This is a genomic window from Luteococcus sp., from assembly GCF_043424415.1.
In the GTDB taxonomy this organism is placed as follows: Bacteria; Actinomycetota; Actinomycetes; order Propionibacteriales; family Propionibacteriaceae; genus Luteococcus.
Genome location: NZ_JBHWOO010000077.1, coordinates 11,917 through 34,182, shown reverse-complemented (window position 1 = coordinate 34,182; position 22,266 = coordinate 11,917). Strand labels below are relative to the sequence as shown.

Genomic DNA, 22,266 nt, shown 5'->3' with positions numbered 1-22,266 from the left:
TGTCAGCGGGTGCGCAGGTGGCGGGAAATGGCATTCCCAATGGACTGGATGGCCTGGACCAAGATGATGAGCACCACCACTGTCAGCAGCATCAGAGGCGTGTTGAAGGCCTGGTAGCCGTAGGTGAGTGCAAGGTCACCCACACCACCGGCCCCGATGACACCCGCCATGGCAGTTGCATTCACCAAGGAGACGGTGCCCGTCGTAAGCCCGAGCACGATGGAGGCGCGTGCTTCCGGCAGCAGGAAGTAGCGGATGATCTGCCAAGTGGATGCCCCCATGGACTGAGCTGCCTCGACGATCCCGCGGGGCACTTCAAGCAGGGAGGTCTCGAGCAGGCGCGCCATGAATGGTGCGATGAAGACTGTGAGGGGTACCAAGGCTGCCGTGGTCCCGATTCGCGTGCCCACCACCTGTTTGGTGAAGGGCATCAGGACGACCATCAGGATGATGAATGGCAGTGATCGCACGATGTTGACCATCGCGTTGATGAAGCCATGCGCCAAAGGATTGGACTTGATCCCGCCGGGCCGCCACAGCACTAGGGCAAGTGCCAAGGGAATGGCCACGATGGTGCCGAGGACCAGGGACCATCCGACCATGTAGAGGGTGTCGACCGCTGCCCTTGCGAGCTGATCTGGACCAATGCCGAAGTAGGATGCAATGAAATCGGTCACAGCGGTCTCCCGTCGTTGAGCTCCGGAGCCGCGGTCAGCTCCGCCAAGGGTTGGTGGGCGACATCGACACCAGCGTCTTCGAGGAGGCGACGTGCTGCCGCTCGTTGCGCCTCGTCGCCGATCGCCTGAACCACCAGGACTCCGAGGACCTGCTCGTCGATCTCGTGAACGGTGGCGTAGAGCAGCGCCGTTCGCAGTTCGAAACGCGAGTTGATCTCCGAGAGCCATTGCCCTGTGGAGGCCCCACCCGTGTAGGTGAGGCGCCACAGCTCATTGGGCTCAGTGGTGGCCTGGACGCCGGCCACCAGCGCATGGGGGACGCGGTCGTCGATGATGGTCCGCACGAAGCGGCGTGTGATCGCCGCCTGCGGGTGTGAGAAGACCGACAGGACAGGGCCCTGCTCGACGATGCGTCCTTGGCTCATGACGGCCACTTGGTGGCACACCTTTGCAATCACATTCATTTCGTGGGTGACCACCACGATGGTAACTCCGAGTTCCCGATTGATCCGGCGCAACAGCGCGAGGATCGAATCGGTCGTCTCAGGATCGAGGGCAGATGTTGCCTCGTCGCAAAGCAGGATCGAAGGAGCATTGGCCAGCGCGCGCGCAATTCCCACGCGCTGCTTCTGACCGCCCGACAGCGTCGCTGGACGAGCGTCGGCCTTGTCCGTGAGTTCGACAAAACCCAGCAGTTCGTCCACCCTGGCACGGATCTCACTCTTGCTTGCTCCGGCCAGCTTCATCGGCATCGCCACGTTCTCGAAGACCGTGGAGCTTTCCAGCAGGTTGAACTGTTGAAAGACCATGCCGATCCGACGTCTTTGCTTGGCGAGTTCTCGCCCCGACAGTTCGGCGATATTGACGCCTTCCACCAAGACGGTGCCCCGGTCAGGACTCTCCAACAGGTTGATACATCGCAGGAGCGTTGACTTCCCAGCACCTGAACTGCCGATGAGCCCGTAGATGACCCCTTCAGGGATGTGGAGGCTCACGTCGTCCAAGGCCACTACCGAACGGCGTCCGGAGAAGCGGCGGGAGACATGGTCGAGTTCGATCAAGGATCGTGCCTGTCTGTTGGTCTAGCGATGAGCAATGGAGGGCCAGCACGGCTAGTGGTGCGCAGGAGTGGCCTTGCGGTCGAGTTGTGGGACACGACTGATGAAATAGTCCTTGGACCGTGCTGGGCGACGTGCAGGTGCGGGTCTCAGTGCTCGCGACAGGCGCAGCAGGCGCCAGCGAGAGGAATGACGGGGGAGGCGACGTCGAAGGGAGCCCGGATGTCGGACTCTTCGCGCGTACGCATACTCATACCTCCGTCGTGATGTACGCAACCCTAGGCGCAGTCCCTGAGATATTCAAAGGTCGCCGCTCCGTGCTGAAATCATCCTCTGATGGCCACGGGAGTCGGGATCAGGGCAGGACCATGACCGCCCTCAGCACGCCCGACGGGGCCTGACTGCAGGGGGATGTCCGTCAGCGACGGTCGTGCTTGCGCAGCGCCGCGGCGGCCTGCGCCAGCCCCAGGTGGCTGAAGGCCTGCGGGTAGTTCCCCGCGTGGCGCCCGGTGGCGGGGTCGTACTCCTCGGCCAGCAGCCCCAGCTCACCGCCCAGCGCCACCAGCTTCTCGAAGCGGGCCTGGGCCTCGTCGAGCCGGCCACTGCGCGCATACTGCGTCACCAGCCAGAAGGTGCACAGCAGGAAGGGGTGCTCGTCGCCCTCCAGGCCATCGAGCTTGGCCTCGGTGCGGTAGCGGTGCACGAAACCGTCCTCGTCCACCAGGTCCTGCTCGATGCGGGCCACGGTGCCCAGCATCCGCTCGTCGTCGGCACTGACCAGGCCGGTGCCGGGCAGCACCAGCAGCGAGGCGTCCACCTCGGTGCTGCCATAGGACTGGGTGAAGCTGTTGAGCTCGGTGTTGAAGCCCTGGTCCCAGATCTCGTCGTGGAGGCGGTCACGCGCCTCTCGCCAGGCCTCCACATTGCCCTTGAAGCCGTACTGCTCGACGGCGCGGACGCCGCAGTCGAAGGCCGCCCACATCATGGCCCGGCTGTGGGTGAAGTGGTGCAGGTCGCCGCGCATCTCCCAGATGCCGTGGTCCGGTTCGTCCAGGCGTTCCAGCGTCTCGTCGAGCAGGACGGCCTGCAGTGCCCAGCTGAAGCGGTCCTCGGCGATGCCGTGCTCGCGCATCTTCTGCAGCGCCAGCATCACCTCGCCGATCACGTCGGCCTGGTACTGGCCGGCGGCACCATTGCCAATGCGTACCGGGCGGGAGTCGGCATGGCCTGCCAGGTGGTCCAGCTCCTGCTCCTGGCCGAGGCGCTCGGCCCCGACGCCGTACATGATCTGCAGGTCGTGGTGGTCACTGGCCACCGCCCTCAGCAGCCAGTCACGCCAGCTCTTCTCGGTCAGGCCGTGGTCCAGCATCACCTCCATGGTCAGCGCAGAGTCGCGCAGCCACACATAGCGGTAGTCCCAGTTGCGCTCGCCCCCGAAGTCCTCCGGCAGCGAGGTGGTGGGGGCCGCGACGATCCCGCCCGTCTCGTGGTGGGTCAGGGCGCGCAGCACCAGCAGGGAGCGCCGGGCCTCACGGCAGTGGTCGTCGGAGAGGATGTCGTCGGCCCACTTCTGCCAGTCGCCCACGGTCTTGTCCAGCTCCGCGGCCACGTCGGGGGCGGCCGGTGGGGTCAGGTGCGACTCGAACCAGGTCAGGGTCCAGCAGGCGGATTCGCCCGAGTCCAGCTCGAAACGGCCGGCGTGGTGGGCGTCGTCCGGGTGCAGGTCGGGTCCGTGCAGCACCAGGGCATTGGGCCCGGAGATGGCCACCAGCGCCTGCTCGCCCTGCTCGTCGGGGGCCCGCCGCATCCACGGGAGGCTTTGGCCGTAGCGGAAGCGCAGCGTCAGCTCGTGCTCGATGGTGACGGTGCCGCTGGTGCAGGTCACGTGGCGCACGAGGTCGGCGCGGTCATTGGCCTGCGGCATGAACTCGGTGACCAGGCACTCGCCGCTGGGGGTGCGCCAGCGGGTCTCGAGGACGAAGGTGTCGTCGCGGTAGCGCCGCTCCACCACTTCCCCGTCGACCGGTGCCATCAGCCAGCGGCCGTTCTCGCGGTCGCCCAGGATGGCGCAGAAGACGGCCTCGTCGTCGAAGCGGGGCAGGCACAGCCAGTCGATCGAGCCCTGTCTGCTCACCAGCGCCGCCGTGCGGCGGTCGCTCAGCAGGGCGTAGTCCTCGATCGGGGTGTGCGTGCTCATCCAGGTCTCCTGTGCGTCGGGGGGGGGCGGGCACGCGCACAGCTCCACCGGTCACGCCGGGCGAGGCTCTACTCGGAAGGCTTCGTCCGGGCGGCGAAGGCGTCCTCGTCCATCGTGGCGCGCAGCTGCGCATCGCTCGCGCGGCGGGTCACCAGGCGGTGCGGCACCCGGTCTCGATTGTAGGAGACCGTGGAATAGCCGTGCGGCTTGGGATTTCCGTCATCGTCCAGGGCGACCATGACGATCTTGTCGATGGAGATGATCACCTCGCCGGTGAAGACATTGCGCACCACCGCCTTGAGGGTCAGGCTGGTGCGGCCCCAACGCACGACGCTGAGGCCCATCTCGATGATGTCACCCTGCCGGGCCGAGGAGACGAAGTTGATCTCGCTCATGTACTTGGTGACGGTGCGTTCGTTGCCGAGCTGGATGATGGCGTAGATCGCGGCTTCCTCGTCGATCCAGCGCAGCAGGCTCCCCCCGAACAGGGAGTGGTTGGCGTTGAGGTCCTCGGGCTTGACCCACTTGCGCGAGTGAAAATTCATGGAATTCGGCACGGGGGCAAGCCTAGTCACTCCATGCTGAGGACAGGAAAAGGCCGCCGGCCCCCGAATCGGTCAGGGGCCGGCGACGTGCTGATCGCTGGCTCAGGGCAGGTGGATCAGAGCAGGTAGGGGTCGTCCTCCCAGCTGGACAGGCTCTTCGGATCGGCCGCATTCGTGTCGCGACCGGCTGGTGGCAGGTCCGCGGCGGTGGCCGGCTCGGTGGGCTTGGTGGGCTGGTCCAGCTCCTTGCCCACCGCATTGCGCGCCAGCCATTCCGCGCGGGAGTTGGCCGGCGTGCCGGTCAGGTCGACGGTGGAGATGTCGATGCCCAGGGCCTTCGCGACGCCCTCGCCATAGGCGGGGTCTGCGTGGAAGCAGTTGTAGATGTAGCGATGCTTCACCTGCAGCGTGGCGTCGCCCATGGCCCGTGCCGTGTTCTCACAGGTCACCAGCTGCTGTTCCGGTGTCATGGCACGCCACAGCATCCCGGGCTGGGTGTAGTAGTCGTGGTCGTCGGCGCGGTAGTCGTACATCGCAATGTCACCGCCGGCCTGCGTCGGCTCCGCCAGCTGCGGCGAGTCCGCCCAGTTGCCATAGGAGTTGGGCTCGTAGTGCAGTTCCGAGCCGCGGTTGCCGTCGACGCGCATCTGGCCATCGCGGTGGAAGGAGTGCGGGCAGCCGACGCCCTTGGGCTGGTTCACCGGAATCTGGTGGTGGTTGATGCCCGTGCGGTAGCGGGCCGCGTCCCCGTAGGCGAAGAGCCTGGTCTGCAGCATCCGGTCAGGGGAGTAGCCGATGCCGGGCACGATGTTCTGCGGCGTGAAGGCCACCTGCTCGACGTCGGCGAAGTAGTTCTCGGCATTGCGGTTGAGCTCCAGGATGCCGACCTCGCGCAGCGGGAAGTCCTTCTTCGGCCACATCTTGGTGAGGTCGAAGGGGTTGGTCTCCATCGCATCGGCCTGCTCGACCGTCATGGTCTGGATGTAGAGCTTCCACTGGGGGAACTGGCCCTTCTCGATGGCCTCGTAGAGGTCGCGCCCATTGGACTCGCGGTCCTGTCCGACGACCGTCGCAGCCTCCTGGTCCGTCAGGTTCTGGATGCCCTGTTGGGAACGGAAGTGGAATTTCACCCAGGTGCGTACTCCGGCGGCGTTGACCATCGAGTAGGCGTGGGAGCTGAAGCCGTGCATGAACCGGAAGGACGACGGGATGCCGCGGTCGGACATGATGATCGTGGTCTGCAACAGGGATTCCGGCAGCGAGGTCCAGAAGTCGAAGTTGGTGTTGGGGCTGCGCAGGTTCGTCCGGGGGTCGCGCTTGACGGCGTGGTTCAGGTCGATGAACTTCTTGGGGTCGCGGAAGAAGAAGACGGGGGTGTTGTTGCCCACCACGTCCCAGTTGCCGTCCTCGGTGTAGAAGCGTGCCGCGAAGCCGCGGATGTCACGCTCGGCATCGGCGGCGCCCCGCTCGCCGGCGACCGTCGAGAAGCGCATGAAGATCTCGCACTTCTTGCCCACCTCGGAGAAGATCTTGGCGTGGGAGACGTCGGTGATGTCCTGGGTGACGGTGAAGTCGCCAAAGGCGCCCCAGCCCTTGGCGTGCATCCGCCGCTCGGGGATCACCTCACGGTTGAAGTGGGCCTGCTTCTCGATGTTCCAGGCGTCCTGCAGGACGACGGGCCCGCGCACGCCGGCCGTGGCCGTGTCCTGGTTGTCGACCACGGGCGACCCATTGGCCATGGTCATCGGGCCTTCGCCCACCACATTGTTGCGGCTCGGCAGGTGGTCTCCCACGCCGTTCTTCGCCATCGGATCGGTCATGTCAGCCATGTAAGCCTCCTGGAAGATGGAACCATTCCAATGTTGGAAGGGTTCTGACTTGGATGCTAGGCGGGCTGGCCCTGGACTTCAAGAGGTCGACGAAGGATCTAAGCCGCAAGGCATTTAAGTTAGGATTGCCTCACCTAAATGTCTGGAGGATGACATGAACGCCCCACGCCAGCCCCGCCCTGCCCGCCACGCCACCGTCACCGGCAAGGAGGTCCTCACCCGGGACATGGTGCGCGTCCACTTCGAGGGGGCGGACCTGCGCCAGATCGGCCCCCTGGAGAAGACCGACAGCTACGTCAAGCTGCTCTTCCCACCATCGGGTGCCGGCTACACGCTGCCCTTCGACCCGGACCGGGTGCAGGACGAACACCCGCGGGAGCAGTGGCCGGTCAGCCGCACCTACACCGTGCGCCACCATGACCTGGACGCCGGGCGGATGAGCATCGACTTCCTCGTCCACGGCGACGCCGGGATCGCTGGCCCATGGGCCATGAGGGCGGAGCCGGGGGAGTCCGTCGTCTTCCGCGGGCCGGGCGGTGGCTGGGCCCCGCGGCCCGACGCGCCACACCACCTCCTGGTGGGGGACGAGACGGCCCTGCCTGCCATCGGTGCCGCACTGGACGACCTCCCGCACGGCGCCTCCGCGACGGCGGTCCTGCAGGTGGCCGATGCCTCGGTGCACCTGCCCCTGCGTTCCCTGCCGGGGCTGGACGTGATCTGGCTGCACCGCGACGAGCAGCCCGGTGCCGAACCCGTCCTGGCCGCCGTCGAGCGGCTCGAACTGCCCTGGGATGGGCTGGAGGCCTTCGTGCACGGCTCGGCGGACATGGTCAGGCTGTTGCGGCGTCACCTGCTGGGCGAGCGTGCCATGCCCCGCGAACACCTGTCCCTGTCCGGCTACTGGCGCCCCGGTCTCGACGAGGACCACTGGCAGGCCAGCAAGCAGGACTTCGTCGCCCAGATGGAGCAGGAGACCACCTCGGGGTCCTGAAGGTCGGCACCGTCCCGTGGACCCGCCTCGGTCTTCGGCCGGGTTCTTGGTAACGTCCCGGGGTCACCCGTGTGATGCTTGAACACTTCACGAAGGACGGCCCATGGCCCAGACCGAGACACCTGCACGCGACGAGCACCAGCTCCACCGCGGACTGCGGGCGCGCCACCTCAACATGATCGCGATCGGCGGTGCCATCGGCACTGGCCTGTTCGTCGCCTCCGGTCAGACCATCAACGAGGCCGGTCCGGGCGGCGCACTGCTGGCCTATGCCGCCATCGGCTTCATGGTCTACCTGCTGATGCAGTCCTTGGGGGAGATGTCCACCTGGCTTCCCGTCGCCGGCTCCTTCGAGGCCTTCGGCACCCGCTTCGTAAGCCCGTCCTTCGGCTTCGCGACGGGCTGGAACTACTGGTTCAACTGGGCCATCACCGTCGCGGCCGAACTGGTGGCCGCATCCCTGGTGATGAAGTACTGGCTGCCCGACGTGCAGGCCTGGGTCTGGAGCGCCATCTTCCTGGCCATCCTCTTCCTGCTGAATGCGGCCAGCGTCGGCACCTTCGGTGAGAGCGAGTTCTGGTTCGCCTCCATCAAGGTGGTCACCGTCATCATCTTCCTCGTCGTGGGCCTGGCAATGATCCTGGGCATCATGGGCGGCCGCTCGGCAGGCTTCAGCAACTGGACCCAGGGCGAGGCCCCCTTCGTCAACGGTTGGCAGGGCATGCTGGGCATCTTCATGATCGCTGGATTCTCCTTCCAGGGCACGGAGATGATCGGTGTGGCAGCCGGCGAGGCCGAGCACCCGGAGAAGTCCATCCCGCGCGCCATCAAGGCCGTCTTCTACCGCATCATGCTCTTCTACATCGGTGCCATCGCGGTGGTCGGTTTCCTGATCAGCTACACCGACAAGCGGCTGCTGTCCGCAGACGTCGACAACATTGCCGTCAGCCCCTTCACCCTGATCTTCGAGCGGGCCGGCATCGCCGGTGCCGCATCGCTGATGAATGCGGTGATCCTGACCTCCATCCTCAGCGCCGGCAACTCCGGCATGTACGTCTCCACCCGGATGCTGTACGGCATGGCGCGCTCCGGGAAGGCGCCCAAGGTCTTCGGCACCACCACCAAGCGGGGCGTGCCGATGGCGGCGCTGCTGGCCACCACCCTCGTCGGTGCCTTCTGCTTCATCGCCAGCCTGATCGGCGACGGCGGCGCCTACCTGTGGCTGGTCAATGCCTCGGGCCTGGCCGGCTTCATCACGTGGATGGGCATCGCCTGGTGCCACTACCGCTTCCGGCGCGCCTTCGTCGCGCAGGGGCGGTCCCTCGACGAGCTGCCCTTCCGCGCCCAGTGGTTCCCGCTCGGCCCGCTGGTGGCGCTGGCCATGTGCGCCGTGGTGGTGGCTGGACAGAACTACCAGGCCTTCGTCGGGGACGTCGACGTCGAGGGCCTGTTCGCCAGCTACCTGGGCCTGCCGGTCTTCCTGGCCCTGTGGGCCGGCCACAAGCTGGTCACCCGCGCTCCCAGCGTGCGGCTGGAGACCGCGGACCTGTCGCGCACCGACTGAGCGTCCCCCGGACACGACTGGTGCCCGCCGCCCCGAGGGGTGGCGGGCACCAGTGCGTCTTGGGGTCAGCTCTCGTCGACGGCGAACAGGCCGGTGACCTGCGCCCGGCCCAGCTCATGGGCGTGGATGGCGAAGCGGGCCTGGGTGTTGGTTGCCTCCAGCGGCACCGGCAGCTCCTCGCAGCCCAGTGCGTGCACCGTGTGGATGTAGCGGTGCGCCGGCCCGGGCGGCGGGCAGGGGCCGCCGTAGCCGGCGAAGCCGTAGTCGATGACCCATTCGCGGGCGCCCTCGGGCACCGGGCCGCCCTCGGCGATCTCGGTGACCTCGGCGGGGATGTCGGCCATCACCCAGTGCCAGAAGCCCGAGCCGGTGGGGGCGTCGGGGTCGTAGATGGTGATGGCGAAGCTCTTGGTGCCCTCCGGGGGATTGCTCCAGGACAGCTGCGGGCTGACGTTCTGCCCGCCGGCGTCCTCGGTGGCGTACTTCCGGGCGATCTCGGCGCCCTCGGTGATCGACGTGCTGGTCAGTTCCATGGCTGCTCCTTCGTCCAGGGGGCCGAGTGGGCCCTCCGCTCGGGGATGGCACTGCGCCTGCAGTGCACCGCGTGGATGCCTCGAGCCTAGTGCTCCGATGCCTGAAGGGGCAGGGCCTCGGCACCGATCAGTCGATCCTGCTGAAGCCCAGCACGTGCAGCACCAGCTCCCCGGCCTCGTCACAGGCGTCCAGGTCGATGGAGGCCTGCAGCTGCCAGTCGTGGTCATGCTCGGGGTCGTCGACCACCTGCGCGACCCGCCAGGTGCGCGGCTCGCCACCCTTGCCGCCGAACTTCTCGATGCGCAGCATCCTGGGCCCACGCGCATCGCCGTCCAGGCCCATGTCGTCGTGCTCGTCCCAGTAGGCACCCAAGGCCTCGTCCCAGGCATCGGCATCCATCACCGCGGCGGGGTCGCGGGCATCGAGCTCGGCCAGCTCGTCCACCTTGTCGTAGGCCATCAGCTCCACGTGGCGCCACATCAGGTTGCGTACCATCACCATGAAGGCGCGCTCATTGCCGGTGACCGGGTGGCGCTTCTCGGCCGGGTGGGTGAGCGCCTTGAGGCGGTCCTCAGGGTCGGCGTCGGGATCGGTGAGCGCCTCCCACTCGTCCAGCAGCGAGGAGTCGGTCTGGCGGATCACCTCGCCGAGCCACTCCACCAGGTCGGTGAAGTCCTCGGTGACATAGCGTTCCGGGACGCTCTGGCGCAGCGCCCGGTAGGCATCGGACAGGTAGCGCAGCAGCAGGCCCTCGCTGCGCTGCACCTTGTAGTGGGCGACGTACTCACCGAAGCCCATGGCGCGCTCGTACATGTCGCGCACGATCGACTTGGGCGAGAGCTGGTTCTCGGCGATCCACGGATGGGTCAGCCGGTAGGTCTCGTAGGCCTGCTCCAGCAGCTCGGCCAGCGGCTTGGGCCACTCGACGTCCTCCAGCGCCTCCATCCGCTCCTCGTAGTCGTAGCCGTCGGCCTTCATCTCCGCGACGGCCTCGCCCCGGGCCTTGTACTGCTGCTGAACCAGGATGAACATCGGGTCCTCGAGAGTGGCCTCGATGATGCTCACCAGATCCAGCTCGAAGCCATCGGCATCGGGGTCCAGCAGGTCCATCGTCGCCATCGCGAAGGCACTCAGCGGCTGGTTGAGGGCGAAGTTGTCCTGCAGGTCCACCGCCAGCTCGTAGCGGCGCCCCGACTGTTCGGGTCGGTCCAGGCGGGTGATCACGCCGGCCTGCAGCAGCGAGCGGGCCAGGGCGACGGCGCGTCGCTTCAGCTTGCGACGGGTCGCCTCGTCCGGCACCGACTCGTCGATCAGCGCCACCACCGCAGCCGCGGTGTCGGTCTCGCGCTCCAGGATGTTCAGCAGCATCGCATTGGTGATCTTCATGCGGGCGTGCAGGGTCTCCGGGGTGGAGTCGACCAGCTTCTGGAAGGTCTCCTCGGAGTAGTTCACGAAGCCCTCGGGGGCCTTCTTGCGCTGCACCTTGCGGCGCTTCTTCGGGTCGTCACCGGCCTTGGCCAGTGCCTTCTCGTTCTCGATGACGTGGTCGGGTGCCTGGGCCACGACGTAGCCGATGGTGTCGAAACCGGCGCGCCCGGCACGGCCGGCGATCTGGTGGAACTCGCGGCTGCGCAGGATCCGGGAGCGTCGGCCGTCGAACTTGCTCAGCGAGGTGAACAGCACGGTGCGGATGGGCACGTTGATGCCGACGCCCAGGGTGTCGGTGCCGCAGATCACCTTGAGCAGCCCCTGCTGGGCCAGTGTCTCCACCAGGCGCCGGTAGCGGGGCAGCATGCCGGCGTGGTGGACGCCGATGCCGGCGCGCACCAGTTTGGACAGGGTCTGGCCGAAGCCGCCGGCGAAGCGGAAGTGGCCCATCGCCTCGACGATCTGGTGGCGTTCCTCGGTGCTGACCAGCTTGATGCTCAGCAGGGCCTGCGCCCGCTCCAGGGCAGCGGCCTGGGTGGAGTGGACGATGTAGACCGGCGCCTGGCCGGTGGCGACGATCTCCTCGACCGTCTCGTGCACCGGCGTGAGTGACCAGCGGTAGGTCAGCGGCACCGGGCGCACCGCGTCGTCGATGACGGCGGTCTCGCGGCCGGTGCGGCGGGTGAGGTCCTTGGTGAGCTGGCTGACGTCACCCAGGGTGGCGCTCATCAGCACCTGCTGGGCCTGCGGCAGCTCGGTGATGCCCACCTGCCAGGCCCATCCGCGCTCGGGCTCGGCGACGAAGTGGTACTCGTCCATCACCACCTGGGTGACGTCGGCCTCGCGCCCCTCGCGCAGGGCGATGTTGGCCAGGATCTCGGCGGTGCAGCAGATGATGGGGGCGTCGGCGTTGACCGAGGCGTCGCCGGTGACCATGCCCACATTGGTGGCGCCGAAGACCTCGCACAGGGCGAAGAACTTCTCGCTCACCAGCGCCTTGATCGGGGCGGTGTAGAAGCTGACGCCGTCGGTGGCCAGCGCGGCGAAGTGGGCGGCGATGGCGATCAGGCTCTTGCCGGAGCCGGTGGGCGTCATGACCACGGCATTGTTCCCGCTGAGGATCTCGAGGATCGCCTCCTCCTGGTGCGGGTACAGGGTCACGCCATTGCTGGTGGTCCACGCCGTGAAGGCGTCGTGGATGGCGTCGGGGCCGGGGTTGGTGCCCAGGGCAGGGAGCTGGTCGATGAGGCGCATGGTGCCTCCATCGTCCCACGAGGCGAGCCCTGGTCCTCTGACGATCCGCTGCCGTGGCCGCGCCGGTGCCGGGGCTCGGGACCGCGGGGGTCCTAGTCTGGGGCGCATGAGCGAGCCGACCATCCCGATGCCCGAGGGCACGCGGGGCACTTCGTCCCAGAACCCTTCGTCCTCACAGGACCACTCCTCGTGGCCGAGCGGGCCGTCCCCGTGGTCCTCGCAGGGCTCGCTGCCCGACTTCGATCCCTGTGCCGAGCCGGCCTGGTCGCAGGTCGGGCAGCCGGCCCCGCAGCCGGCCGCGCCCCAACAGCCCCAGGAAGCCGGCTTCGCGCCGCCTCCCCAGCCGGCCCCTGGGCAGATCCAGTTCGGCCAGGTCCAGCCGGGCCAGGCCCAGTTCGGCCAGCAGGCGCAGGGATGGCAGATGACTCCCTGGCCCGGCCCCAACCCGGCCGCGCCCTATGGCTACGAGCCGACCACCGGCCTGCCCTATTCCGACAAGAGCAAGGTGGTGGCCGGCGTGCTGCAGCTGCTGGTCGGCGGGCTGGGAGTGGGCCGCTTCTACAAGGGCGACGTAGGCATCGGCATCGCGCAGGTGGTCGTCACCCTGGTGACCTTCGGCATCGGGGCGCTGTGGCCCTTCATCGACGGCATCCTGATGCTCACTGGCCGCCCGCTCGACCGCCAGGGCCGTCCCCTGCGCGACTGAGCCCGGACCGGAGCACCACCATGCAGACCTCCTTCGCCGTGGCCTTCCTGGGCGGCCTGGCCGCGCTGTTCAGCCCGTGCGCGGCACTGCTGCTGCCCAGCTTCTTCGCCTTCGCCTTCTCCCGCACCCTGACCATGGTCGGCCGCCTGTTGCTCTTCCTGGCCGGGCTGCTGGCCACCATGGTGCCGCTCGGCATGGCTGCCGGTGCACTGGGCAGCGCCCTGCCCGTCGACCCGGCCCGCCTGCTGAAGGTCGGGGCCGTGGTCCTGGTGCTCCTGGGACTGGTGACGGCCTCGGGCGCCAGCCTGTCCCTGCCGGGTCTGCGGGGTCAGGCCAAGGACCCCGCCCACCCGCTGGCGATCCTGGCCCTGGGCGCCAGCTACGGGCTGGCCAGCGGCTGCACCGGCCCCATCCTGGGATCGGTGCTGACCCTGGCGGCGATGGGGGCCAGCCCGGTGCTGGCCGCCCTGTTGATGGCCACCTACAGCCTGGGGATGACGCTGCCGCTGATGGTGCTGAGCCTGCTGTGGCAGCAGGTCGGGCCGTCGGCGCGCGGCTGGCTGCGTCCGCGGCCGGTGCAGCTCGGCCGGGCGCGCACCACTGTGGGTCAGCTCGTCATTGGGCTGGTCTTCGTCGCACTGGGGGTATTCCTGCTCGTCAGCGGCGGCCAGGCGGGTTCGGTGCTGGACGCCCAGGGCCAGTACCGGCTGGAGAACCGCCTGCACGGCATCGGCCAGGCGCTGGGGGACTGGCCCGTGCTGGTGCTGGTCATCGCCCTGGTGGGGGTGCTCACCTGGATCTGGCTGGGCGAGCGCGACCGGGTGCGGGACAATGACTGACATGAGCACTCCCGGGAACGACGCCAGCCCCGTCCAGCTACCCGAACGGCTCCTGCAGCAGCGCCTGGTGGGCACCCTGCCCGACCGGGCGATGCCCTCGCTGGTGGCCGCCGTCGAGGTGATGGTGCAGGAGGGCATCGGCGTGGTCAGTCTGCCGGCGGGCAAGGTGGAGCAGGCCGCGCGGCTGCGTGCGGTCTTCGGGCCCCGGGCCACCCTTGGAGTCCACGACATCTCGAGCGGGCAGGAGCTGGACGAGGCGCTGGAGGCGGGCGTCAACTTCCTGGCCCTGGCGGGTCCCGACGAATCCCTGGCCGCGCGCATCCGCGAGGCCGGGGTTCCCTTCCTGGTCTCGGCGCTGACCCCCACCGAGGTGCAGGCAGCATGGCGCAGCGGGGTCTCGGCCGTGCTCGTCGTGCCCGCCGAGGTGATGGGCTCGGGCTATCCCGAGGCACTGGTGCAGCTCGCGCCGGGCGTCGACCTGTGTGCCCGCGGCGGCCTGGGCGCCTACTCGGCCCGTCGCTGGGCCGAAGCGGGCGCGACGGCGGTCTGGCTCGACGATGCGCTGCTGGGCGATGCCTTCGGCGGCGGATCCCTGGGCAGCCTGCGCGAGCGCTGCCAGACCTTCCGCACCGCCGTCGACGAGGGCTGAGGCCCGGGCCCGGGCGCTTGCCGGCCGGCCTACTTGTGGGCCCCGTTGGCCTCGAGGGTCTGGGTGAAGACCTGCAGCGGCTGGGCCCCCGACAGGGGAGTGGTGTTGATGACGAAGAAGGGCGTGCCGGTCAGTCCCAGTTGGCGTGCCTCGGTGACGTCCTTCTCCACCGAGGCCTTCAGGCCGGCACTGGTGGAGTCGGCGCTGAACTTCGCCAGGTCGGGCACTCCGGCCTGCTGGGCGAAGACCTTGAGGTCGGCGGCGGTGATCTCCGGGTGGCCGCTGGTGGGGGCTGCGGCGTGCACGGCGTGCGAGAACTCCCAGTACTTGCCCTGCTGGCCGGCGGCTCGCGCGGCGATGGCGGTGGCCATGGACTGCTCACCGAAGAGCACCAGGTCGCGGTGCTCGATGCGCAGGCTTCCCGAATCCACATAGGGCTTGAGCTGGGGGAAGGTGTCGCGCGCCCAGACCGAGCAGAAGGGGCAGCGGTAGTCGGACCAGACGATCATCGTGACCGGCGCGTCGACCTTGCCGAGTGCGGTGGGGTCGTCCTTGACGCGGCGCGGCAGCTTCTTCATCGCGGCGACCGCCTCCGGTGCCGGCGTGGCCTGGGTCTGCTGGGGTGCCTGCTGTGCGGCCGTCGCGGCTGGGGCGGGGGCCTGTTCGGCCATGCGGCGCAAGTCCTGCAGCTCACCGTTCTGAGCCACCAGCAGGCTGCCGAGCACCAGGCTGAGCGTTCCCAGCATGGCGACGAGCACCCACGGCAGACGGGCGGCCGAGCGGGTACGAGACCGGTCGGTGCGGTCACTGCCCGGTGCCCACCCCTGACCCGGGCGCAACCCACCGGTACCCCCGGGGGCCTCGTCGGGGCCGCCGGGAGTGGTGGCGTCACCGTCGGGCGGCAGGTAGGCGTCGGGCTGCTGCTGGGGGGAGGAGCTGGGCATGCCCCCAGCCTAAATGGCCCGCGCACGGCGGCACGCCCGGCGCGCGGCGGGCGAACTCAGTCGATGAGGCGCCCGCGGTGGCGCTCGGGCTCGCGCAGGCTGAGGCTGGCCGCCCCGAAACCGACGACCACGCCCAGGGCGGCGAGCAGGGCCATCGCCCAGCGCAGCGCGCGGGGCAGCACCTCTGCCTGCACGGTGCGCACGGCGTCGGGTTCGTCGGCCCAGGCGAGGCCGGCAGCGGGGCCGAGGGCCAGTGCCAGGCCGAGGGCGAAGATGGCCATGGGGCGGGTGGCCGGGGGGCTGGGAGTGCGGCCAACAGGGCCGGGAAGTGGGCAGGTCATCGCCGGTCACCCTACGGATCGCCCCGGGAAGTCGTTGCGGCACACGCCGGGATGCCACACTTGTCAAGATGTGGTTCTCGGCGCGGGGGCGTCGGGGTCATCGAGAAAATGCCTGTGACGGTTGGGAACCAGGCGAAACGGGGGGAGTGATGTCAATGACGAGGATGAGCTTGGCCGACAGGCGCGAGAAGCTGCTGGATGCCGCGCTGGAGGTGGTGGCCCGCAACGGCGTGGCCTCGGGCACCACGCGCGCCATCGCCGCGCAGGCAGGGATGCCCCTGGCGAGCTTCCACTATGCCTTCGATTCCCACCAGGCCCTGATGGGCGCGGCCATCGAGCGCCTTCAGTCGCTGGAGCTCGCAGCCTGCAAGTCCCTGGAGGTGGCCGGCGACTCTCGGCAGGAGATCGCCCGCTCCCTGATGGGCTCGATGCTGGACGACATCGTCGCGCGCACCAACCAGCACTGGAGCCGTCTGGAGCTGCTCGACCACGCCATGCGCACCGAGGGCATGCAGGAACTGGCGCCGCGCTGGCGCCAGGCCCGTCTGGACTGCCTGGGGCACAAGGTCGCAATGGCAGCCGAGGGCGTCGAGGGGCTCCAGGGGCAGCACCTGGGGCAGTTCACCGCCGCCCTGGTGGTGATGGCCGACGGCCTGCTGCAGGACTACCTGGTGCACCGTGACGAAGAGGCCTCCCGCCGGGCAATGGATGTCTGGCTTGCCCTCCTGGGGTGAAACTGAGGGGATCTTGGGGTTTTTCTCAGGCTTGGGTTAGGCTCGGGAGGCCCGATCACGCTGAGAGCGAACCGGGTGCCAGCCCCACAGCCACGAACAGGACCTCCCACGGTGACCACCAGCAACGAACCCTCCGGCCTGCCGCAGACCACCGGCGAGCACACCGCACCCATCGACGAAGCCGGTGTCGTGGACAGCGTGGTCGTCGGACCCGCGACGGATGCCGCCGAACAGATCGAGGACGACCCCCGCCCCCGCCGCCGTGGGCTGGCTCCGCTGGCCCTGGTGGTCGGGTTGGCCACCGTCGGCACCGGCGCCTGGCTGCTGCCGGGATCGGTCAACGACGAGGCTGCCGAGGCCACCTCGCCCGCCCTGGGACGCCAGGAGCAGGCCGCGGTGAGCCGTTCCCAGCAGCGCCCGGTCATCACGCCCAGCGCCAGTGCCACGCCCAGTGCCAGCGCCAGCGTGAGCCCGAGCGCGAAGGCCACCCCGAGCGCGAAGGCCACCCCGAGCGCCAAGGCCACCCCGAGCGCCAAGGCCACCCCGAGCGCCAAGGCCACCCCGAGGACTGCCCGGTCCAGTGCCAAGGCCACCCGGGCCAGCACACCGAAGGCCACCAAGCGGACGGCCACGAAGGCTCCCTCGTCGAAGGTCGCGGCGCGGCCCGCCCCGCTCGCCGAGGTCATCGGCACCCGCTGGAGCACGACCGTCGTGAACGTGCGCTCGCTGCCCAGCACCGAGGCCCGCAAGATCGGCAGTCTCGACCAGGGCGAGTCGGTCAAGGTCACCAGCCTGCGCCAGGACGGCTGGCGCCAGGTCTCCCTCGACGGGAAGCCCGGCTGGGTCCGTTCGGCCTACCTGACCGACGACAAGCCGGCTCCCCGTTCCGTGGCGACGAGCGGCGCCACGTCGACGAGCCGCGCCAGCGCCGCCCCGAAGCCGAGCACCGGCACCCGGATCAGCACCAGGCCCAGCGCCACCAAGGCCCGCAGCGCCGCAGGCGGCACCTGCAGCTCCTATGCCGTCGAGCGGGGACTGGTGGCCAATGCCGTGGCCGTGCACCGCGGCGTCTGTGCCAACTTCCCGTCGATCAAGAGCTTCGGCGGCGTGCGTGGCTCGGCCGATGCGCACGGCAGCGGCCACGCCATTGACATCATGGTGAGCGGCCAGACGGGCTGGGAGGTGGCGCGCTGGGCGCGTGCCAATGCCTCCCGCCTGGGCATCACCGAGGTCATCTACTCCCAGCAGATCTGGACCACGCAGCGCTCCGGCGAGGGCTGGCGCTCCATGTCCGATCGTGGTTCGGCCACCGCCAACCACTACGACCACGTGCACGTCACCGTGCGCTGACCCACTGGCACGACGACACCCGGCCCCCGGCAACGGCGGCCGGGTGTCGTTCAAGCCCTGCCGGTGGCACGGCCGTGGTCATAGGCTGGGTGCCATGCAGACTCCGGTTGATCCCACGTCCACGGCCGCCTGGGCCGAACTGACCACCCTCCACGAGGGCTACACGCCCGACCTGAAGGCGGCCTTCGCCGACGATCCCGAGCGGGCTCGTCGCTACACCTTCGACGCCGCCGACCTGCACGTCGACCTGTCCAAGAACTTCCTCGACGACGAGGTCCTGCCCGCGCTGCTGCAGCTGGCCGACGAGGTGGGCCTGGCCGAGCGCCGCGAGGCCATGTACCGCGGCGAGCACATCAATGTCACCGAGGACCGCGCCGTGCTGCACACCGCACTGCGCCTGCCCGATCCCTCCGCCGGGCTCATCGTCGACGGCCAGGACGTCGCCAAGGACGTCCACGAGGTCCTCGACCGCATCGACGCCTTCGCCGAGAAGGTCCGCTCCGGCGCCTGGACCGGCGTGACCGGCAAGCGCATCGAGACCGTCGTCAACATCGGCATCGGCGGCTCCGACCTGGGCCCCGTCATGGTCTACGAGGCCCTCAAGCCCTATGTGCAGCAGGACCTGGAGTGCCGTTTCGTCTCCAACATCGACCCCACCGACATCGCCGAGAAGACCCGCGACCTGGACCCCGAGACCACGTTGTTCATCGTCGTCTCCAAGACCTTCACCACCCTGGAGACGCTCACCAATGCACGCCTGGCCCGAGCCTGGCTGCTGGAGCGCCTGGCCGAGGCCGGTGCCATCGATGAGGAGGCGGGCCAGAAGGAGGCCGTCGCCAAGCACTTCGTCGCGGTCTCCACCGCCCTGGACAAGGTGGAGGCCTTCGGCATCGACCCCGCCAATGCCTTCGGCTTCTGGAACTGGGTCGGCGGGCGCTATTCGGTCGACTCCGCCGTCGGCACCGTGCTGGCCATCGCCATCGGACCGAAGAACTTCCGTGACTTCCTCGCCGGCTTCCACGCCATCGACGAGCACTTCCGCAGCGCCGCGCCGGAGAAGAACGTGCCGCTGCTGATGGGCCTGCTCAATGTCTGGTACGTCAACTTCTTCAAGGCCGCCAGCCATGCCGTGCTGCCCTATGCGCAGTACCTGCACCGCTTCCCGGCCTACCTGCAGCAGCTCACCATGGAGTCCAATGGCAAGTCCGTGCGCTGGGACGGCACCCCGGTGACCACCGACACCGGCGAGATCTTCTGGGGCGAGCCCGGCACCAACGGCCAGCACGCCTTCTACCAGCTGATCCACCAGGGCACCCGCCTGATCCCGGCCGACTTCATTGCCGTGGCCACTCCGGCCAACCCGCTCAAGGACGGCGAGACCGACGTCCACGAGCTCTTCCTGTCCAACTTCTTCGCCCAGACCGCGGCGCTGGCCTTCGGCAAGACCGCCGGCGAGGTGCGCGCCGAGGGTACCAGGGAGGAGGTCGTCCCGGCCCGCGTCTTCGAGGGCAACCGGCCCACCACCTCGATCATGGCGCCTGCTCTGACCCCCTCGGTGGTCGGCCAGCTGATCGCCCTCTACGAGCACATCACCTTCGTCGAGGGCATCGTGTGGGGCATCGACTCCTTCGACCAGTGGGGTGTCGAACTGGGCAAGCAGCTCGCCATGAAGATCGCCCCCGCCGTCCAGGGCGATGAGGCCGCCAAGCTGGAGCAGGACCCCTCCACCCAGGCGCTGATCGACTACTACCTGGCCAAGCGCGAGAAGTGAGCGAACCTCCGGTTCGACGCCCGGAGTGATCCGCTGAGCACCACGAGCCCCGCCCTCCCGCCCTCACGGGGTCACCAGAAAGGTAACGGGGGCGGGGCTCGTCGCGTGTCGGGGCCCATGCCGTGGGCATCTCCTGTTGGAGTACCCACCGGAAATGCCCACGAGATCGTGGATGACCATCCACCGCCGGGCACCGGCGCCCTTGGTAGGCTGGGTGGAGCGCAGTCGCGCTGCACCACCACGAACCACGGGGACCACACCATGAGCGACGCCTACCGGCTGCCCACCATCGACGACACCGCACAGATCCCCACCGGGGACATGCCCGGTGACAAGGTGGATATCGGCCAGGACCACCTGCAGCGGGCCGAGGCGATCCTGCCCGAGCTGTGGCCCATGCTGCAGCAGGCACTGGAGCAGAGCCCGGCACACCGGGCAGTGATTGCCGTCCACGGCGGCTCGGGCGTCGGCAAGTCGGAGATCGGCTCGGTGCTGGCCCACGTGATGCGCCACAACGGCATCGGCGCCCATGTGATGAGCGGCGACAACTATCCGCACCGCATCCCCCGCGAGAACGACGCCGAGCGGCTGCGCACCTTCCGCGCCGCCGGCGTGAAGGGCCTGGTGGCCGCCGGACTCTACGACGACCAGGTGCGCGCCCGCCTGGCCGAGCTGCAGGTCGCCGACCGAGACGCGGCCGTCGACCAGGCCCACGAGGACCCGTGGCTGACCACCTACCGTGCCGCAGGTGCCCGCGCCCTCGACGACTACCTGGGCAGCCAGGACGAGATCGACTTCGACGAGGTCAACGCCATCATCACCGCCTTCAAGGGCGGTGCGGAGAGCCTGCTGCTCAAGCGGATGGGGCGCGAACCCGGTGAGCTCTGGTACGACCGGATGGACCTGCGTGAGGTTCAGGTGCTCGTGGTCGAGTGGACCCACGGCAACTCCCAGCACGTCGAGGGCGTCGACATCCCGGTCCTGCTGAACTCCACCCCGGCCGAGACCCTGGCGCATCGCCGCTCCCGGGCCCGCGATGGCGCCACCGACAGCCCCTTCACCTCGCTGGTGCTGGCGATCGAGCAGGAGCACCTGCACGACCAGGCCCACCGGGCGCGGATCATCGTGACCAAGGCCGGTGAGGTGATCTCGTACGACACCTATCTGCGCTCCATGGGCCGCCACCTGCCCGAGCACGGCGCCATGCTCAACGTCTACCCCGACAGCCTGGGCGGCACGGTGGGCGACGAGGTCGACTTCCTCACCGACCCGGCGGTGGCGGGGGCCTTCACCTCGGCCTACCTGCTGCCGAGCGTCTTCAACACCGACCTGGACCGCGGCTTCTCGGTGATCGACTACGAGCTGAGCAAGCTCTACACCCAGCCGCAGGACCTTCCGGCGCTGCAGGCTGCCGGCATCCGGCTGAAGTTCGATTTCATCCTGAACCACGCCTCGGTGCTCTCGCCGCAGTTCCAGGACCTGCTGGCCAAGGGCGCGCGCAGCGAGTTCGCGGACTTCTTCATCGACTGGAACAAGTTCTGGGCCGGCCACGGCACCATGACGCCCGAGGGCTATGTGCAGCCCGATCCGGAGCTGATCAAGGACATGTTCTTCCGCAAGCCCGGCCTGCCGATCCTCATGGTCCGCATGCCCGACGGCACCGAGAAGCCCTACTGGAACACCTTCTACCAGGAGGTGCGCTACTCCGCTCCCGACGCGCAGCAGCTGATGCGTGCCACCGGCCTGCAGTACCAGCAGGCAGTGGCGCTGGCGCCCTCGATCGCCGAGCAGCTGGAGGCCGGGCGCACCCCGGCCGAGCTCGAGCTGGGCGAGATGGAGCAGGCCCGCGACCAGGTCGTCGAGCTGCTGGACTCCACCCGCAGCTACCTGGGCCAGATGGACCTCAACATCAAGAGCTCCAAGGTCTGGGACTTCTACGCCGACGTGCTGGACAAGCTGTCGGGCTACGGGGCTGAGATCGTGCGGCTGGACGCCTTTGCCTACGCCCCCAAGGAGCCGGGGGAGAAGAACTTCCTCAACGATCCCGGCACCTGGCAGCTGCTGGACCGCGTCAACACCCTGGCGCGTGACCGGGGCCTCAAGCTGCTGCCCGAGATCCACTCCCGCTACGAGGAGGGCATCCACGAGCTGCTCAGCTCCAAGGGCTACCTCACCTACGACTTCTTCCTGCCCGGCCTGGTGATCGACGCCCTGGCCAAGGCCGATGCCCGCCACCTCGAGCGCTGGATCGGCGAGCTGGTCGACAAGAAGATCCACACCGTCAACATGCTGGGCTGCCACGACGGCATCCCGCTGCTCGATCTCAAGGGCCTGCTCACCGACGACGAGATCGACCAGCTGATCGCCACCGTCGTGGACCGGGGCGGCCACGTCAAGGACCTGCACGGCCAGAAGAAGATGTACTACCAGGTCAATGCCACCTACTACTCGGCACTGGGCGAGAGCGACGAGGCGATGCTGCTGGCCCGCGCGATCCAGCTCTTCATGCCGGGCAAGCCCCAGGTCTGGTACCTCGACCTGTTCGGTGGACGCAATGACCATGCCGCGGTGGAGCGTGCCGGAGCGGGCGGTCACAAGGAGATCAACCGCACCAACCTGACCCGTGAGCAGGTGCGCGAGGCCCTGGGGACCCCGCTGGCCCAGCGCCAGCTGGAGCTGCTGCGCTTCCGCAACAGCTTCGCGGCCTTCGGCTGGGATGCCGAGTGCATCGTCGCCGAGACCCCCGCCCACGAGTTGCAGGTGAGCTGGACCAAGGACGGGCACGAGGCCGTGCTGAAGGCCGACCTGGCCAGCAGGAGCTTCACGATCACCGCTGACGGCCAGGAGGTCTGAGG

17 protein-coding genes and 1 pseudogene are annotated in these 22,266 nt (G+C 68.6%); 9 read left to right on the top strand and 9 right to left on the bottom strand.

The window, feature by feature from the left end:
- Nucleotides 1-2: 2 nt before the first annotated feature.
- From ACHFFZ_RS04735 to ACHFFZ_RS04715, 5 genes and pseudogenes are all read right to left on the bottom strand, one after another.
- Nucleotides 3-677, bottom strand: a complete 675-nt coding sequence (locus tag ACHFFZ_RS04735) for a methionine ABC transporter permease (RefSeq protein WP_394275510.1) — start codon at nucleotides 675-677, stop codon at nucleotides 3-5.
- Nucleotides 674-1,738 carry a methionine ABC transporter ATP-binding protein gene (locus ACHFFZ_RS04730; RefSeq protein ID WP_394275509.1) on the bottom strand — a complete coding sequence of 355 codons (1,065 nt, stop codon included), beginning with the start codon at nucleotides 1,736-1,738 and terminating at the stop codon, nucleotides 674-676. Before ACHFFZ_RS04730 ends, ACHFFZ_RS04735 begins: the two co-directional genes overlap by 4 nt.
- Before the next feature lie 415 nt (nucleotides 1,739-2,153).
- Nucleotides 2,154-3,932, bottom strand: a complete 1,779-nt coding sequence (locus tag ACHFFZ_RS04725) for a glycoside hydrolase family 15 protein (RefSeq protein ID WP_394275508.1) — start codon at nucleotides 3,930-3,932, stop codon at nucleotides 2,154-2,156.
- A gap of 68 nt (nucleotides 3,933-4,000) precedes the next feature.
- Nucleotides 4,001-4,489 (bottom strand): acyl-CoA thioesterase, encoded by a 489-nt coding sequence (locus tag ACHFFZ_RS04720; protein ID WP_394275507.1) that lies wholly within the window; start codon nucleotides 4,487-4,489, stop codon nucleotides 4,001-4,003.
- A 302-nt stretch (nucleotides 4,490-4,791) separates the two neighbouring features.
- Nucleotides 4,792-6,222: pseudogene (locus ACHFFZ_RS04715) on the bottom strand (catalase); the annotation flags it as partial.
- 238 nt (nucleotides 6,223-6,460) lie between these two features.
- On the opposite strand from ACHFFZ_RS04715, the gene ACHFFZ_RS04710 reads away from it, so the two are divergent.
- Together ACHFFZ_RS04710 and ACHFFZ_RS04705 are read left to right on the top strand one after the other, a co-directional pair.
- Nucleotides 6,461-7,297: a siderophore-interacting protein gene (locus tag ACHFFZ_RS04710; protein ID WP_301408076.1), complete on the top strand. Its 837-nt coding sequence runs from the start codon at nucleotides 6,461-6,463 to the stop codon at nucleotides 7,295-7,297.
- A gap of 103 nt (nucleotides 7,298-7,400) precedes the next feature.
- Nucleotides 7,401-8,861: an amino acid permease gene (locus tag ACHFFZ_RS04705; RefSeq protein ID WP_394275506.1), complete on the top strand. Its 1,461-nt coding sequence runs from the start codon at nucleotides 7,401-7,403 to the stop codon at nucleotides 8,859-8,861.
- Between the two features lie 65 nt (nucleotides 8,862-8,926).
- Here ACHFFZ_RS04705 and ACHFFZ_RS04700 read toward each other — a convergent pair whose 3' ends face one another.
- Together ACHFFZ_RS04700 and ACHFFZ_RS04695 are read right to left on the bottom strand one after the other, a co-directional pair.
- Entirely contained in the window at nucleotides 8,927-9,394 is a 468-nt protein-coding gene (locus tag ACHFFZ_RS04700; RefSeq protein WP_394275505.1) for a YbhB/YbcL family Raf kinase inhibitor-like protein, read from the bottom strand.
- A 127-nt stretch (nucleotides 9,395-9,521) separates the two neighbouring features.
- Nucleotides 9,522-12,077, bottom strand: coding sequence for a DEAD/DEAH box helicase (locus ACHFFZ_RS04695; RefSeq protein WP_394275504.1), 2,556 nt, complete (start codon nucleotides 12,075-12,077; stop codon nucleotides 9,522-9,524).
- A gap of 106 nt (nucleotides 12,078-12,183) precedes the next feature.
- Between ACHFFZ_RS04695 and ACHFFZ_RS04690 the strand changes: the two genes are divergently transcribed.
- From ACHFFZ_RS04690 to ACHFFZ_RS04680, 3 genes are read left to right on the top strand one after another with little or no spacing between them, the layout of a single operon-like run.
- Nucleotides 12,184-12,783, top strand: coding sequence for a TM2 domain-containing protein (locus ACHFFZ_RS04690; RefSeq protein WP_394275503.1), 600 nt, complete (start codon nucleotides 12,184-12,186; stop codon nucleotides 12,781-12,783).
- A gap of 20 nt (nucleotides 12,784-12,803) precedes the next feature.
- Nucleotides 12,804-13,622, top strand: coding sequence for a cytochrome c biogenesis protein CcdA (locus ACHFFZ_RS04685; protein WP_394275502.1), 819 nt, complete (start codon nucleotides 12,804-12,806; stop codon nucleotides 13,620-13,622).
- Nucleotide 13,623: 1 nt separating this feature from the next.
- On the top strand, nucleotides 13,624-14,271 hold the full coding sequence (locus ACHFFZ_RS04680) for a bifunctional 4-hydroxy-2-oxoglutarate aldolase/2-dehydro-3-deoxy-phosphogluconate aldolase (RefSeq protein WP_394275501.1): 648 nt from the start codon (nucleotides 13,624-13,626) through the stop codon (nucleotides 14,269-14,271).
- Between the two features lie 29 nt (nucleotides 14,272-14,300).
- Here the strand turns inward: ACHFFZ_RS04680 and ACHFFZ_RS04675 are convergent, their stop codons facing one another.
- Together ACHFFZ_RS04675 and ACHFFZ_RS04670 are read right to left on the bottom strand one after the other, a co-directional pair.
- A complete protein-coding gene (locus ACHFFZ_RS04675; protein WP_394275500.1) occupies nucleotides 14,301-15,215 on the bottom strand; it encodes a DsbA family protein in 915 nt (304 codons plus the stop codon).
- A 56-nt stretch (nucleotides 15,216-15,271) separates the two neighbouring features.
- A complete protein-coding gene (locus tag ACHFFZ_RS04670) occupies nucleotides 15,272-15,556 on the bottom strand; it encodes a hypothetical protein (RefSeq protein ID WP_394275499.1) in 285 nt (94 codons plus the stop codon).
- Nucleotides 15,557-15,720: 164 nt separating this feature from the next.
- Here ACHFFZ_RS04670 and ACHFFZ_RS04665 point away from each other — a divergent pair, with 164 nt between their 5' ends.
- The 4 genes from ACHFFZ_RS04665 (at nucleotide 15,721) to ACHFFZ_RS04650 (ending at nucleotide 22,264) form a co-directional block, all read left to right on the top strand.
- Entirely contained in the window at nucleotides 15,721-16,290 is a 570-nt protein-coding gene (locus ACHFFZ_RS04665; protein ID WP_394275498.1) for a TetR/AcrR family transcriptional regulator, read from the top strand.
- A gap of 111 nt (nucleotides 16,291-16,401) precedes the next feature.
- Nucleotides 16,402-17,640, top strand: coding sequence for an SH3 domain-containing protein (locus ACHFFZ_RS04660; RefSeq protein WP_394275497.1), 1,239 nt, complete (start codon nucleotides 16,402-16,404; stop codon nucleotides 17,638-17,640).
- A 94-nt stretch (nucleotides 17,641-17,734) separates the two neighbouring features.
- The gene (gene pgi, locus ACHFFZ_RS04655) at nucleotides 17,735-19,411 is read left to right on the top strand and encodes a glucose-6-phosphate isomerase (protein WP_394275496.1); all 1,677 of its coding nucleotides are present in this window, start codon (nucleotides 17,735-17,737) and stop codon (nucleotides 19,409-19,411) included.
- A gap of 261 nt (nucleotides 19,412-19,672) precedes the next feature.
- On the top strand, nucleotides 19,673-22,264 hold the full coding sequence (locus ACHFFZ_RS04650; protein ID WP_394275495.1) for a sucrose phosphorylase: 2,592 nt from the start codon (nucleotides 19,673-19,675) through the stop codon (nucleotides 22,262-22,264).
- The last annotated feature ends 2 nt before the right edge of the window (nucleotides 22,265-22,266 follow it).

Bases quoted from the DNA above. Each gene is read 5' to 3' on its own strand.
- ACHFFZ_RS04690 (WP_394275503.1), top strand. From the start codon at position 12,184: ATGAGCGAGCCGACCATCCCGATGCCCGAGGGCACGCGGGGCACTTCG.
- pgi (WP_394275496.1), top strand. From the start codon at position 17,735: ATGCAGACTCCGGTTGATCCCACGTCCACGGCCGCCTGGGCCGAACTG.
- ACHFFZ_RS04670 (WP_394275499.1), bottom strand. From the start codon at position 15,556: ATGACCTGCCCACTTCCCGGCCCTGTTGGCCGCACTCCCAGCCCCCCG.
- ACHFFZ_RS04705 (WP_394275506.1), top strand. From the start codon at position 7,401: ATGGCCCAGACCGAGACACCTGCACGCGACGAGCACCAGCTCCACCGC.
- ACHFFZ_RS04650 (WP_394275495.1), top strand. From the start codon at position 19,673: ATGAGCGACGCCTACCGGCTGCCCACCATCGACGACACCGCACAGATC.
- ACHFFZ_RS04700 (WP_394275505.1), bottom strand. From the start codon at position 9,394: ATGGAACTGACCAGCACGTCGATCACCGAGGGCGCCGAGATCGCCCGG.
- ACHFFZ_RS04725 (WP_394275508.1), bottom strand. From the start codon at position 3,932: ATGAGCACGCACACCCCGATCGAGGACTACGCCCTGCTGAGCGACCGC.
- ACHFFZ_RS04695 (WP_394275504.1), bottom strand. From the start codon at position 12,077: ATGCGCCTCATCGACCAGCTCCCTGCCCTGGGCACCAACCCCGGCCCC.
- ACHFFZ_RS04685 (WP_394275502.1), top strand. From the start codon at position 12,804: ATGCAGACCTCCTTCGCCGTGGCCTTCCTGGGCGGCCTGGCCGCGCTG.
- ACHFFZ_RS04675 (WP_394275500.1), bottom strand. From the start codon at position 15,215: ATGCCCAGCTCCTCCCCCCAGCAGCAGCCCGACGCCTACCTGCCGCCC.
- ACHFFZ_RS04665 (WP_394275498.1), top strand. From the start codon at position 15,721: ATGAGCTTGGCCGACAGGCGCGAGAAGCTGCTGGATGCCGCGCTGGAG.
- ACHFFZ_RS04680 (WP_394275501.1), top strand. From the start codon at position 13,624: ATGAGCACTCCCGGGAACGACGCCAGCCCCGTCCAGCTACCCGAACGG.
- ACHFFZ_RS04710 (WP_301408076.1), top strand. From the start codon at position 6,461: ATGAACGCCCCACGCCAGCCCCGCCCTGCCCGCCACGCCACCGTCACC.